General features: G+C 42.3%; 9 protein-coding genes. All 9 read right to left on the bottom strand.

The features are described from left to right. Nucleotides 1-23 precede the first annotated feature (23 nt). Nucleotides 24-2,072, bottom strand: coding sequence for an alpha-glucuronidase family glycosyl hydrolase (locus QZL88_RS09250; RefSeq protein ID WP_296940364.1), 2,049 nt, complete (start codon nucleotides 2,070-2,072; stop codon nucleotides 24-26). Between the two features lie 414 nt (nucleotides 2,073-2,486). Beyond that, a complete protein-coding gene (locus tag QZL88_RS09245; protein ID WP_296940362.1) occupies nucleotides 2,487-3,455 on the bottom strand; it encodes a glycoside hydrolase family 43 protein in 969 nt (322 codons plus the stop codon). A gap of 76 nt (nucleotides 3,456-3,531) precedes the next feature. Continuing rightward, nucleotides 3,532-4,677: an endo-1,4-beta-xylanase gene (locus tag QZL88_RS09240; RefSeq protein WP_296940360.1), complete on the bottom strand. Its 1,146-nt coding sequence runs from the start codon at nucleotides 4,675-4,677 to the stop codon at nucleotides 3,532-3,534. Nucleotides 4,678-4,706: 29 nt separating this feature from the next. Beyond that, nucleotides 4,707-6,125, bottom strand: a complete 1,419-nt coding sequence (locus QZL88_RS09235; RefSeq protein ID WP_296940359.1) for an MFS transporter — start codon at nucleotides 6,123-6,125, stop codon at nucleotides 4,707-4,709. 191 nt (nucleotides 6,126-6,316) lie between these two features. Continuing rightward, nucleotides 6,317-8,245, bottom strand: coding sequence for a sialate O-acetylesterase (locus QZL88_RS09230; protein WP_296940358.1), 1,929 nt, complete (start codon nucleotides 8,243-8,245; stop codon nucleotides 6,317-6,319). A gap of 15 nt (nucleotides 8,246-8,260) precedes the next feature. Then, nucleotides 8,261-9,973 (bottom strand): DUF5597 domain-containing protein, encoded by a 1,713-nt coding sequence (locus tag QZL88_RS09225; RefSeq protein WP_296940355.1) that lies wholly within the window; start codon nucleotides 9,971-9,973, stop codon nucleotides 8,261-8,263. Nucleotides 9,974-10,091: 118 nt separating this feature from the next. After that, a complete protein-coding gene (locus QZL88_RS09220) occupies nucleotides 10,092-12,290 on the bottom strand; it encodes an endo-1,4-beta-xylanase (protein WP_296940352.1) in 2,199 nt (732 codons plus the stop codon). Between the two features lie 80 nt (nucleotides 12,291-12,370). Then, nucleotides 12,371-13,684, bottom strand: coding sequence for a glycan-binding surface protein (locus QZL88_RS09215; RefSeq protein ID WP_296940350.1), 1,314 nt, complete (start codon nucleotides 13,682-13,684; stop codon nucleotides 12,371-12,373). A 23-nt stretch (nucleotides 13,685-13,707) separates the two neighbouring features. Further along, entirely contained in the window at nucleotides 13,708-15,339 is a 1,632-nt protein-coding gene (locus QZL88_RS09210; protein ID WP_296940348.1) for a RagB/SusD family nutrient uptake outer membrane protein, read from the bottom strand. Nucleotides 15,340-15,345 lie beyond the last annotated feature (6 nt).

The raw sequence follows: 15,345 nt of genomic DNA, 5'->3' as shown, positions 1-15,345 counted from the left end.
TTCCTAATTCTTCATTCTTCATTTTAATTATGATGTTTCATATCCAGTTTAATCTTCTTCAGGTATTCCAGTTCGTGTACCGGCCGTTCAATATCGTAAGGTATCGGCCGTTTCGAAAACGTTTGGAAATAAAGCAGGCAGGCATCTTTCCACCATACAGCATCCCGTGCCTGTATTCTCAGTTTCGATTGTACTTCCCTGAAACGCTGTTCGTCAACGAATGGTTCCATCTTGTCCCATAATTTCTGATAAGTTCTTACCTGCTGCACACCCGAATCGTACTTGTAACAAAGCGCCTCCCATAGCGTTTTTCCGTCTTTCATCCTGTAATCCCATGGCACATGATGGAACCATAGCAGGAGATTTTCAGGGCAAAGTTTAATATCATTATAAATGTTATTCAATGGCGGAAAGTATTGCGATACGGCATTGCTTCCGTTCATTGTACGGTCAAATCCTAGACCTGTACTGTCTGCATTATGATAATACCACGGCATCCAGTCGGGACGGGCGCCGGGCACATCTCCCCATGGTTCAGGCCCATAGTGGTGGTCGAATGCAAATATGTGATGCAATCCAAGTGGCATCATATAATCTACTGCGGTCTCTCTCGATGTCAGCATCATATCCTTTACCGGATCAATAAAGTCTTTATTGTTTGAGAAAGTCATTTTTATCCATTCGTCTGCTATCTGCTCTGATGTCAATTGGTGATTCCATGCCAAACGTCCGAAAGCATACCAGTTGGCTTGGGCAAAATGATGTCCGCACCAGTTAGTGTCTTCTCCTATATTTGCTACGGCAGATATTGCTGTAACCTTATTAGGACGCAATGTGCCATCTGTGATCTTTGCAATGGTAGAGCCTTCTCCATCCGAATAAGTATCGCTGTCGAGTGTTTCTTTAAACAAAGGCGAAAGATATACCAGATGATTGGAAAAACCCAGATATTCTTGTGTGATCTGAAATTCGACCATCTCCGGTGTTTTGCGGAGCGCCCCGAATAACGGGCTGAACGGTTCGCGTGGTTGGAAGTCGACAGGTCCGTTCTTTATCTGGATTATTACATTGTCGCGGAATTGCGCGTCGAGTGGTACAAATTCCAGATAGGCTTGTTTGGCCCTATCTTCATCACTCGGATTATAAACAAATGCGCGCCACATAACAATACCTCCATAAGGTTTCAGGGCATCAGCCAGCATGTTCGCTCCATCGGCATGAGTGCGGCCGTAATCCTGTGGGCCGGGAAGACCTTCGGAATTGGCTTTGACAAGGAAGCCGCCAAAGTCGGGTATAAGGCTGTAAATTTCTTTTACTTTACTATTCCACCATTTACTTACTGCCGGATTAAGCGGATCGGAATCAGATAAGCCACCAAGTTCTTTCGGTGAAGAGAAATTTACGGCAAGGTACACTTTCATTCCGTAAGAGCGGAATATATCAGCCAGTGCTTTTACTTTTTCCAGATAGGCATCAGTCAGTATCTCCGGTGTAGCATTCACGTTATTCAATACTGTAGCGTTAATCCCTATCGATGCATTGGCCCGTGCATAAGCCTCGTATCGGGGCGAGAGCGTATTAGGCAACTCATTCCACTTCCATATTGAATAGCCCGCATAGCCACGTTCTACGGTACGATTCAGGTTATCCCAGTGATTGAGAATGCGCACATCGTAAGCAGGTATTTCCTCTATATTCATATTTGTCCTGTCAGCTTCTGTGAGTTGCAGACGAAGCAAATGGTAAGCGCCGTATAATAGTCCGACATCTTTTTGTGCAGTGATAGTTATTTTGTCTTTGTCACCTTTTATCTGATAGCCATCTTTCAGATGCTTCTGTCTTTTATCCAGGCTAAATTCAATAGGCTGTCCCTGCCAGGAGTTTTCCAACTCCCTTATGGCTATAGTTATTGCCGGGCTTTTTTCTTTCGATGTAACTTTTGCCTTGAAGTGAGTTTCACTTTGATAACGTAACCACAGTTGGCTACCATCCTCTGCAAAAAGTAACAAAGGTGACAGGAAAATTATAAATGAAAAACTAAAAATTAAAAGTGTGAATTTTGTACGCTTCATATTTTATAACTTAATTTTCATTTTATATTAATCGATCATATTTAGTTAAAAAGGTAACACATGTAACACTTTTTTCAGTCAACAGTCAACAGTCAGCACAGTAACTTGTATCTCGTATCTCGTATCTTGTCTACTCGTATCTCATATAACTTTCAACTTAAAACTTACTACTTGTTAAAAGGTAACACATGTAACAACTTTTACAGTAAACAGTCAACAGTTAACAACTTGTATCTCGTTTACTTGTATCTTTTTTCAAAAGGTAACAAAGGTTACACTTATTTATAATTTTTCATCTGTTACTTTTTCTAATCAATCTTTAAATTCTTAAGCATTGAATTTTTAAATTTTAAATACAAAATATCAAAGAGCTGACTAACGACTAAAAGCTATTAGCTATACCCTATAGATAAATTATTTCTCCAATCCTTCAATAGTTTTAATTGTCCCGTCCGGATTATATTCCAGTTCCACGACCTTCATACTACGGAGCCATGTCCTACCACCCGACGGTGCAGAATCGTGATGGAAAAGATACCACTTACCCTTGTATTCTACAATACTATGGTGGGTTGTCCATCCGATAACGGGAGTAAGAATTACCCCTTTGTAAATGAATGGGCCGTAAGGATTATCACCTATGGCATAGCAAAGGAGGTGAGTGTCACCTGTAGAATATGAGAAATAATACTTTCCATTGTATTTATGCATCCACGAAGCCTCAAAGAAGCGACGGTCTGTGTCCCCTTGTGTTATTGACTGCCCGTTTTCGTCCAGAATGACAACATCGCGTGGTTCTTCCGCAAACTCCAGCATGTCGTTTCTCAAACGTGCAACTTTTCCACAAAGAGCCGGTTCGTTATCTGCCGGAAAAGCTGCGGATTCCAACGCTTTATTATTCCGATATCGCTGAAGCTGTCCACCCCAGATGCCGCCGAAGTAGATGTAATATTCTCCGTTCTCTTCAAATACACACGGGTCGATGCTATAGCTTCCTTTAATCGGATTTTCCTGTGGGATGAACGGCCCATATGGCTTGTCACTGATAGCTACTCCCAGACGGAAAATATCATTTTGGTCTTTCAGTGAAAAGTACAGGTAGTATTTACCGTCTTTGAATGCGACATCGCTATCCCACAGCTGGCGTCCCGACCACGGAATATTTTCTGCGGCCAGTACCACCCCATGATCTGTGATAGGCCCGTCCACTTCATCGAGAGAGAATACATGATAATCTTTCATATTGAAGTGGTCGCCGTTGTCATTTTCGGCTATCCCGCTTTCCCAGTCGTGGGATGGGTATATATAGATTTTACCTTCGAATACGTGAGCAGACGGGTCTGCCATATAGTCCTGAGGGAATAAGTATTTAGCTTTTTTCATTACGTGCTTATTATTTAGTTGAAAATTGAGAGTTGAAAATTAAAGAAATTCACGGATCTGTTTATTTATATATTCTTCACTTTTCATTTTTCACTTTTAGTTCATTAATTATTTCCTTAACCACAGCTTTTGCTTTGTATTGACGGTCGAATAATAACGGATAATCGGTGCGTCCGCGTATCGGGAAATCGTTTTTCCACGAGTCATTATCTGTAACACCCCATAGGGTAACGCGCGCAATCTTATCACTATTATCTAAAAACAGTTTGAAGTAATCGCCCATCCGCTTAGTCCAGATTGTAGAGATAGAATCCGGTAAGTTTGTTGTATAAGGGTTCATTTCCCTGTGATATGCAATTGTATCTGAAATATTAGCCCCTGTATTTCCCCAAGGCGATGGAAGCGCGCTCATATCCAGTTCGGTGATATGAACTTTTACACCAGTGGCAGAATAAGCCTCTATAGCTGCTTTATATTCTCCCAGGCTTGGATAATCCATCCCTATATGTCCCTGCATTCCCACGCCGTCTATGCGGAGTCCTTCTTCTTTCAGTGAATTTACGAGTTTGACAATTGCATCACGCTTTCCTGCATGCCACTCGTTGTAATCATTATAGTAGAGTTCTGCATCGGGATCGGCGGCGTGAGCAAATTCGAAGGCGAGAGGAATAAAATCTTCTCCTATGATTTTATAGAATTTGCTGTCGCGCCATGAACCGTCATCGAGAATGGCTTCATTTACTACATCCCAGCCTTTAATACGTCCTTTGTAGCGGCTGACAACAGTTGTTATATGGGTTTTCATACGCTCTGTCAACACTTCTTTCGAAACGTCTTTTCCCTTGTCATCCGTAAAGAACCAAGCAGGAGCCTGAGAATGCCATATCAGTGTATGTCCGATGATAAACATATTATTTTGCTCTCCGAATTCTACAAACTTGTCGGCATCCTTAAAGTTGAATTCACCCTCTTTTGGTTGTAAGAACATGCTCTTCATACAGTTTTCGGCAACGATGGAATTAAATTGCTCTTTTACCAGCTTTACGGCAGCAGAGTCTGTTCCCCATATCTGATTTGTATTCAGGGCTGTGCCGATCAGGAATTTGTCTTTAAGGGCTTCTTTTAATGAACGTTCTTTTACTTTATTTTCTTTCTTTTCTGCCGAACAACTCAAGATAGTGAAGGCGATGATAAGAGAGAGAACAGGAGTTAATACTTTCATGATTTCTTTTGTTTTTATTGAGGTTTTATCTATTTCTTATTCAAATGCCTATCTTCGATCTCCCTGTTTATTTTGTCGATCACATTATCCTCTAATTCATATTTCGAGATAACAAACATGGCTAAAATGAGTAATATTGCCGGTATCACTGCCACAAGCCATAGAATGCCTTGCTCGGCAAAGGCCGATTGTGAGACCGTATTCTTCTCGTCGAAGTTGACAAATGCGAGTACAAATCCGGGTACAACTCCACCCAGCGCCATTCCTGCCTTAAAGAATATACCGGTCAATGCATTCACAATACCCGATATTCTTTTTCCGGTAGTGTATTCTCCATACGATATTACTTCGGGAACCAACGCCCACATATATCCTGTGGCAACAATCACTCCGGTAGATTTAATAAACTGGGCAACAAGCACCAGCCATATCTGTGTTTTAAGGGCGGGAATTACCGATATTGCATAGAGCATGGCCATTCCTAAAATAGCAATGGAAAGAAATACATAGAACATTTGTTTTTTTCCTATCGCACGTTTTATAGCCGGAACCAACGGCATAAATATAAATGCCGGAATAGAGCCGAGCGCCGCAAAATATGGTAGCCAGTCCGGTGCCTGTACATTATAGATCATATAATAAGAACCCGCCGAATTTCCGATAGCCATCATTGCAAAAGCTGTGACGAAGAAAAAGGCCAGAACGCGCAAAGGACGGTTGTGTTTAAACTCTGTCCACAGATCGGAGACTTTCACGTGTGATGTATCCTTTTCGTCCATTACCACCCGTTCTTTGGTCTGGGTATAGCAGAAAATCAGTAAGGCCAGCCCTGCAAGCGCATATATAGTCATAGTGATAAACCATGCACTGCCCGACTCGGAAGAATTAATTTTGCCATCAGGCGAAAGTGTTTTAACCAGAACCGGAATGCCATAAGCTACAGCCAGTCCGCCTAGATTGGCAAGGAACATGCGTGTCGAGGTGAGTTTTGTTATTTCATCGGTATCGCGTGTAAGCGATGCGTTCAGCGCGCCATAAGGAACGTTTACCAATGTATAACACATCGATAAGCCCACATAGGTGATATAAGCATAAAGCAGTGAACCGGAGAACCCATTCCAGAAACAGAGGATAGCAAAGCCTGTAAGAGGGATACCGCCCAGAACCAGATAAGATCTGTATTTGCCCAGTTTAGGATTGTGCTTATCTACAAAAGCCCCTACCAACGGATCCCATGCCACATCTACCAGGCGGACTATCAGGAACATAACGGCAGCCGTTGCCGCAGGTAGCCCGTAAACGTTCGTATAGAAAAGAAGAAGGTATTGAGCAACTGTCTGATAGATAAGGTTCTGAGCTAAATCGCCTGAACCGAAACCAATACGTTGCAGTAGTGATAGTTTGTAAAAGCCTTTGGACTCGGTATGAGTTTGTTCTCTTAGTTCCATTTTATGTTGTTTTTTTATTGTTTTCTTAGAATCTGTTTAAATTTTTCAAGAATATGATTTTGAAGGATAAAACGAGCTGTTTCGAAGTCAAAACTTTTGAGTTTAGCGGGCTAAACGATAAAATTTCTGACAAGATAAGAGCCGTTTTAGATTCAAAATACTTCATTGATTAAAATTTAAACAGTTTCTTATTACTCGGCCTCGAATGGTGAAGCAGGCAATCCTTCTTTGTTTTTCAGGTTAGCACCTTCGGGATTATCCGCCCACGCATATCTTACCGATACGGGATTTTGTATCTGATTGCTCCATACTTTTACCTGATTCTTATTTAAAATAGCGGCTTCCGCCCATACATATTTCTTATCTGCTCCGGCAATAGTAAAGCCATTGATTATACTGTTGGAATACAGACCTTCACCTACAGAATCGAATGTGAGGATGACCGCATTTCCTTCAATCTGCATATTTTCCAGTTGCGGGCCTGTACTGACAATGTTCTCGCCATAGGCTATACGCTTTGCTTCCAGTGCCAGACGGTTGGCTACATCTCTTTTATTTAAAGGATGAATATCATTCCATTCTCCGAAGCCGAGTGTTACAGCCATGCCCGTATAGGGTAGAGACAAAGCCAGTCGTTGAGCCTCCCTGAGTTCAGCCATTCCACTTTCGACAGGTTGCTTCCACGGCCTGTTAAGTTCGGGAAGCTGCGCATATATGAAAGGCAATTGCGGCTCATTCCTTTGTTCTCTCCAATCATTGATAAGGTCGGGGAATAAAGTTCTGTATTCTTTTGCCCTGCTTGTATTTGATTCTCCCTGATACCACAATATCCCTTTTACTTTATAATTTGTTGCGGGTGAAATCATCCCGTTATACAATCCCATCGGTTTGTACTGAAAAAATGTATTTGGCGGGGAAGGAGGTAATTCAGTCCCGATACGGTATTTCCACTCTCCGGTAAGGTCTGTCTCCTTATTCCCTATGATCACTTTATAGGGCTTATCTTCTTTTATACCTCCCCATTCATTTGTTACTATTCTTATTGCAACAGTGTTTTTGCCTGCTATTAATGTTCCTTCGGGGATCCGGTATATACGCGGCGGATACTGATAACCAGTTGTACCCACAAATGTTCCGTTTACAAAGGCAGAATCGGAGTCGATAATATATCCCAGGCGCAGGGTAGCAGATTTTCCTTCATCCTCTTTTGCCTCCTCAAACTCTTTACGAAGCCAGATCACTGCGTTTTTCACATCCATGCCTTTATCTTTCCATAATCCCGGCAGATAATAGTCGTTCCATCCCGATGTGTCGATGTTCTTCTTATGCCATTCTCCGATACCTTTATCTGCTTTTATCATTGCCGAGTACCATTCATTGCTTGCTTGTTGTTCCTGTTTTCTCGTTTCTTCTATAAAGCCCGGTACTGCACATTTTTGCGCTTCGGCTTCAAGAGACGGATAATTTTTTAATGCATTGCCGCTGATCCACGCTTCGGCAGGCGATCCACCGGTTGCAGTATTGATAATTCCAACAGGTACTTCATATTTATTATAAAGTTCTTTTGCAAAAAAGTAGGCGACAGCCGAAAAATCGAGTATATTCTCCTGTGTGGCAGCTTTCCAGTTTCCTCCCTGATAGTCTGCTTCTTTTTCGCTGAAATTATAGTACATCGGGACTCTGAATAGCCGTATCATCAGGTTATTTACCTGCTTTACTTCATCTGCATATAAATCGAGAGTACGGCGTATGGGCAGTTCCATATTCGACTGTCCCGAACAAAGCCATACATCACCTATTAGGATATCTTTTAGTTGAATGTCATTTATCTGTATAGTATATGGCCCACCGGCAGGTTGGGCGGGTAGTGTAATTTTCCAATCACCCTTTTTATCGGCTTTAGTCTGATATGATTTATCAAGAAATTTTACTGTAACAGTTTCTTTGGGAGAGGCCCAACCCCACAATTGTAATGGAATGTCACGTTGTAATACCATCCCGTCGCTGATAAGCCGCGGAAGTTTTACAGCAGCCTGTAGTCCTGATATTGATATGGCTAATACCAATAATAACAGTGCCTTGTACAACGATATACTTATATATTTTCCTGATTTCATCATTCTGATACCTGTCTCTTATTTATATTCGTACAATTTTACATGAAGAATGCTAAAGTCGTCAACCCCAATGCGTACATGGCGTCCCTGATGTGTCTGATCCCCGTTCAGGCGGCGGATATAACCGAATGTACCATCTTTGTTTACGGAGATTTCGTCTACTGGGCCTATCCCGCATCTGGAACTGCTATTCCAGATTTGTTCTTTTCTGTCGTTTTTTCCTGTACTAGCAAATCCGTCTTCGCCTAACTCCTTGGCGTCGATAGCTTTGTTTTCATCTGTCTTCTCAAATTCTACTACGATTCCGCTACCGGCAATGATATATTCATCTTTGGCCAACCGAAGTATAATTCCGCCGCCTTCGGGCCATTTACTCCCGTCTGTAGCGCGTGAATCCCACGGGAGAGTGAAGAAATGGCGGCAGGTTATTCTAAGGTCATCCCTGTATATGATACGTTTCTGGTTTTCTTTATCGAAATAAAGGCCATTCATCGTATTCTTACCCTGATGTTCAGTCAGTAATGGCATTAATTCGCGCAGTTTGGCATAGCTTTGCACTAGTGGCGAACGCTCCGAATCGGAGCCATTCTCTATGGAAAACGGGCAAAAACCGATAGCATCGTGCTCGCCGAAGACATAAAAGGCCTGAGCGCCGTTACTATCCGATAGTTTGATTTCCGGGATAAACAGCGGATTGTTATGCAGTTTATATTTAGCTACCCAATCCACAAAACCATCGTATAGGTCGGGTGCAAGAATGTCTATATTTGGTGCTCCGCAATGCCAGATATCTACCAGATGGGCTAATGGCCCTGCAGATGGGTATTCTCCGGGTTTGCGGTTGCGGCTGTTCATGGCAGCGTTTACATAAAGAGGGATATTGTGCATCGAGCGTGCAGTCTGTGCCAGTTTTTCCACATAACGGGCATATGACCAAGCCATAAATATTTCGTCGGTATAGAGGTCTGCACCGAATATCTCCTGCCAGTTGCCTTTTTTCTTAAACCCTTGTTTCTCCCACTTTTCGAGCATCTGAGGGTGGAGCGTATTCTTATTCTTGTTTAGATAATTTATCAGAACTTCGGGAACAGATTCGTTGAATAATTTATTTGCTTCTGCCGAATAGTCACGGGCATCTTCGAGCATGCCTATCTCATTTTCTATTTGTACCATTATTACAGTACCTTCCTCTTTGTCAATGGATGCGATATATTTCATCAATTGAGAAAAAGCTCGGTTGTCGGCCTGATATACATTTTCAGAAAAAGAACTGGCTATTTCGAGTGGTTTCCCGGCTTTTGTGTTTGCACGTGGATATTTTTTGTAGTCTTTCTTAAACCATAGGGGTGCATAACAACTCATCGAGTTTTTCCATGCCCCAAACCAGAGAAATACAATTTTCAGATCATTTTCTCTTGTCTGTTTAATTGCTTTGTCGACCAGTGAAAAATCATAACTGCCTTCGGTGGGTTCGATCAGGTCCCAATATGCAGGAACCAGAACCGTATTAAGTCCCATGCGTTGCAGTTTCGGGAAAATACGTTCAATATCTTCACCGGAAGCAGCCGACGAATTGCCTAACTCACCGCCAAGGATAAGAAAAGGTTTGTCATTTACTATCAATTGGGTAACAGTTCCGCTTTTAGCAAGGTGCGGAAAAGTATTTCCCTTTTGAGCAAAGATAAATGATGAAAAAGCAAGCGTTAAAAGCAGTATGATATATTTCTTCATTGGTATTTAATTCTCTGAAAAAAGGAGGAGGGAGACAACTGAGTAGTAGAGGTTGTCGCCCTCTTTTCCCCTTTTTAATGAACAATCTATGTATTATCTAAAACCCATTTAACCGTTATTATTCTTTTGCTGCATTCACAATATCTTCATACGTCCAGTTTGCGCTGGCATCTTCACCAAATAGTCCGTCGGCAACGCCTTTATACGCAGGTTTACGTGCGTCTTTGGCATCCCAGATGCAAGGAGCATCATTTTCAATCCAGCTTGTTTCGTCAGTCACACCCCATATTGTGATACCATAGCGTTGGCTTGCAGGTACATTTTTCATATATGATTCTATTACATACTGGAACATGTCGGACTGTGCAGTCATTTGCTCTGCACTAGGAGTTGCTGTGCCAACCTGTACATCAAGTTCCGAAACTTTTATTTTCTTGCCTGTGGCAGCCAGTTTCTTAAACATATTGTCGATTCCTTCATTTGTTGTATAACCGACTCTGACGTGCATCTGTGTACCTAATCCGTCTATTTTTACGCCTTGGCTTTCTATATATTCCACATATTTAAGGAATCCGTCCAGTTTTGTCGTATTAGATTCAATAGCATATTCATTTATGAATAATACGCCATCGGCCCCCGCTTCTCTTGCATATTTGAATGCTTTCACTGCATAATCTTTGCCGAGGAAGTCCTGCCAATGGAAAATATCGCCCGAGTCGCCTTTGCCGTCACCTACACGTATTTCTCCGTTGTCTCCTACTGGCTCATTCACTACATCCCAGTCGTGTACTCTCTCTTTGTAATGGCCAACCATAGAGGAAATCCAGTTTTTTAGGGCAGCATCTATTATTTCTGCTTTTTCTTCAGCAGTTTTCTCTATAATAATTGGCTCGGTAGAACCGGAAGAGCCGCCAGCTTTATCTACTAGTTTTACATCATCGATATAGTAAGTAACATCAGGCAGATATCCGAAGTCGAAGCTTAGCTTGAATGAATTGTTATCTGCTTTTACATCACATTTAATCTGTTGCCATGCAGTTGTTGTTGAGAAATACTCCGTTGCACTTCCTCCTGTCCAGCTCATATACGGATATTCGTTGCTTTGTCCCGGGAATGATATCCGTCCACGTCCTGCAACATCTGATTTCACATAGAAAGATAATTCATATGTATGAGTCGCCGTAACTGCCAAGCTAGGAGTGATGAGTTGTAAGTCCCATGCACTGGCAGATCCGCTCTTTGCTATTATTTTTGCCGAATGAGTTCCATCCATCTTTTCGTCTGTAGTGATAGACATGCCTGCGCCTTGATTCTGGCGAACCCAGTTGCCCCAGTCACTTTCGAAACTGCCGTTCGGAACAACATTCACCGGTTCATTGCCGGCATCGAGGTCTACTACGCGTACAAAGTCTATATAATAAACCATGTCGCCTACTTTACCAAGGTCGAACTGGAAAGACATGGACGTTCCGGTAGCTTTGAATGAATCGCCGGAATAAGCCACACGTGTCCAAGTAGAAGATGTTTTTACAGTTGCACCTCCTCCGTTAGCATATGGATATTGATTACTCATACCTGCAAAGTTTACACGCATCTCTCCTTCACCTTCCGATTTTATATAGAATGAGATTTCGTAGCGGTGGTCTTGAATTGTGGCCACTGACGGGCTTTGTATCTGTAAATCCCATAAGTTAGTTGCATTTGATTTGGTCACAGCCTTTGCTGATTTATTGCCGCTGAGTTTTGTCTCTGTAGATATTTCTACGCTCTGCTTACCACTTCCCCACGAGTTCCAGCCTGTAAGGTCATTTTCGAAATCGCCATTCGACAGAATGTTCGTTCCTGATGCACCCGGTATAATGGTTGGAGCAATCAGTCCGCGAAGATAATCTCCGTTTTGATTCTGGTGCCAGCCTAATGTATGTCCGTAAACAGCTATTGAAGCAGGGAGCATATTCAGGAAATTATCTACCCGTGTAAAATTCAGAGTCCCGTTGCTGCTTACCATCGGGCCATGTTTCATGTGGTAGCCTGCTGTAACCGCTTCGAAATTTTCATTTACAAAAGTACGGTATGTTTCATTGTCCATATATTCGGCTACTCCCATGCCGACTCCCAGTATAACATTTTCTTTGTTATATTCTTTGAGTGATTTATAGAGTGCCAGTTTTTCGCTGTATTTCAGAGGTATTTCGTTGACAGTAACATCACCTTTGTTGGGATCTTTGTACCATTCCATCTTTTCATTGTCGCAGGATGATGCGAGAAAGCCAATTGCGAGTAGTGCCGCAGGAATGAGTGATTTTATATATCTCATAATAATTATCTTTTATTATTAATGTTTATTCTGTTTGTCAGGCCATCTTTTGAGGACAGCCTGATGCCAGATAATCAAATTTATTCATCTCCAAACTCGTTGTATGCCGGAACTTCGAGAGGAACGACGCGTAGGTTATCGAAGTAAACTACCACGTTTGTCGGTTCGGGTTCTATATCGTCGATCTTAATATTGTCGAACCAAGGTCCCCATTGTTTATAACTGGCTCCATTAACGGCATTCAATACACTTTCGAAAGTTTTGTCTACAAAGTCAGCACTATTGCTGAATGGTAATGTTACAGTGTACCATGAACCCGGATTTTCGAATTCTGTTATTTTTCCATTCACCAGCCATGGGGTATAAAGCATGCAGTACCTGTCTGTTCCATATCCGTCGGCAATAACCATTCTGATTGTTCCCGAATTCCATGCACCTTCAAAGTATACATCGAATTGCACGGCTACTTTCGATGTTTCTGTAGTCACAGGTATTACGCTGTTGGTAAGTATGGTAGGCCACACTGCACTATTTGCCCAATAGAAAGATGCTTTTGCCGCAGGCGCAGGTATAACCTCTTTGTCTTTGTTGAAAGAACGGTATATTCCCTGGGATTTAGGGCCGTCACCCGCTGCCGGGATTACATCTGTCAGATTGCCTGAAACGAGGCCACCTCCCCAACTTGAGTTGTTCACATCATCGAAATTGTGCAACAAACCTTTCTTAAAGTTGAAATATGCAGGAGAATAAGTTGCTCCCGCCGAACCTTCTACCAGGATAGCACCGCCTTCGGTAATACCAGCCGGAACTTTGAGTATACAATAAGTTCCTTCCTCATTGTCAGATTCTATACCTTCTGTAACTGTAACTCCTCCCGGGAATGTAACTTTCGATATTTCATACAATCCCGAACCATAGATGGTAATCTCTTCACCGGCTTGCGGCATGGTGTGGGATATACGGGAAATGGACGGTGCAGCCGAACGTACATCGAAGTTGTAAGTATATTCTGTTCCTTTCTTTACAAAGCGGATTGTATTTCGTACATCTTCGGTGGCCTCTACTGTAGGTGCATCATTGGGGACCTTAATGATCATAGAGTTGTCGGACATCAGCGTCGTATTGAAATATGCGCTGACACCATTAATATATATCTTCTGCATTCCGGTGAAGCCGGAACCTTCGATTCGGATAAGATAACCCAGACGTACATAGTTAAGTGTCCTGTCCGGAACCTCATCGTCCGCGTCGGATAAGTGGATACTTGTCACTGTAATGGGGCTGCTGTCAGATTTATCATCGTCTTCACACGAAGTGAAAAACGCCAAGCCTGCTAACAGGCAAAAAGCCAGATATACCCCACTAATATTTTTTAGAATTACTTTTTTATTCATGTCAGTAATTTTTATCGATTGAATCAATTGAACAAATCTGTTATTTTACCTTCTGTAAACTGATATGCAACAGGAGGCTCTTTCAGAAGTTTGTTTTGTACAACTTCCGATTCAGGATAAGGCAGCTTCAGGCGAGCGGCAGTAGCCGTTTCAACAGGACGCGAGTCTTCATTCTCAAGAGTAGTGGTATGTGTTTCTTTGTCATATGTATACTGTGCGGCACGATCCTGATTGTTCATATAATTCAGAACTTCCTGTTGCTTGTAATATGAACGGCGCACCAGATCGTACCAGAATTGGCCTTCCATAGCCAGTTCTATACGGCGTTCATAGAAGATGTCGTTCCAGGTAATGGATGTAAGCGTAGGCATTTTGGCTCTTTCTCTTACCTTATTGAAGTAAAGTAATGCTTCGGCATCGGATGTAGATGCGTCGTCTCCCAGTATGGCTTCGGCATATATCAGATATACTTCGGCCAAACGGAGCATATATGTATTCAGTGCAGAATTCATACGGCCCGATTTTCCATCATTATCTTTACTTGTACCAACAACCCCTTTCTTTACATAACATTGGTTGGTATTGTCCTGAGTATAACCTCCTGCGGCAGCATTCAGCTCCGGATAATGTTGCCCGCGTGGCATAAAGGTGGCTCTCAGGCGGATGTCGTCTTTAGGATCGTAAGTCCTTATGATATCATACGATGCAAACATATATCCTCCCCATGCGGCATCATCGCCTGTAATGGCAGAAGAAGCTGCAAAATAAGCCTGTTGGGTATTGGTAACACCATAGTCACCGTTTGGTACCCATTGCAGAGCAAACATGGATTCGCTATTATTATTGTTTTTTACATAATACAAGTCTTCATAATTGGTCATCAAACTGAATTTACTGTCTTTTATGACCTTTTCTGCTGCTTTACGGGCCAGCTCGAGATATGTTTGATCCCGTTGTCCGCTATTGGGGCTGTCTGATAAGCCTGCACGTGAAAGATAGACGCGTGAAAGCATTCCGAAAGCACTGTATTTGTTCAGGCGTCCCGAAGCAATTGATGTTTCGGGTAGATGTTTCGCAGCAAACTCAAGGTCGCGTATTGCAAACTCAAATACGTCGGCTCTCGGATTCGTGTTTACGATTGGGTTGGCAATCAGTTTCGTATTGTCTTCAATAATGATAACATCCTGCCAAAGTGAAGCCAGATACCAGTAGGCGGTTCCTCTCATGAAACGGGCCTCGGCCATTGCTTCATTTTTCTGTTCCTCCGTTACATTTTTGGATTTATCCCTGATGTTATTTATCGTGTTGTTTGACTGTGCGATTACATTATAGAATGACTGCCATGCACTTACCAATGGGCCTGTAAGGGACGTTTCTGTAAGGGTTGTAAACGGATAAACATAATCGGAGTAAGGAGCAAACATATTGTTTGAACGGCCTTCTCCCAGTCCGAAGTAGAACTTATCATTGAAGTCGAACCATACTTTATTATATAATGGGGCTGTAGCTGTGCGCAAATCTTCAGGAGACTGAAAGAAGTTTTCCAGCGTTACCCTGTCGTCCGGTGAATGGTCCAGAAAATCACTACATCCCGAAAATGTGAATGAAGCTGCAAGGGTCAGAGCGCATGCTATTATTTTATTCTTAGTTTTCATATCAGA

The sequence above is a fragment of the uncultured Dysgonomonas sp. genome, from assembly GCF_900079725.1.
Classification (GTDB): domain Bacteria; phylum Bacteroidota; class Bacteroidia; order Bacteroidales; family Dysgonomonadaceae; genus Dysgonomonas.
The sequence above is the reverse complement of the archived record's forward strand: the minus strand, read 5'-3'. Positions and strand labels throughout refer to the sequence as shown.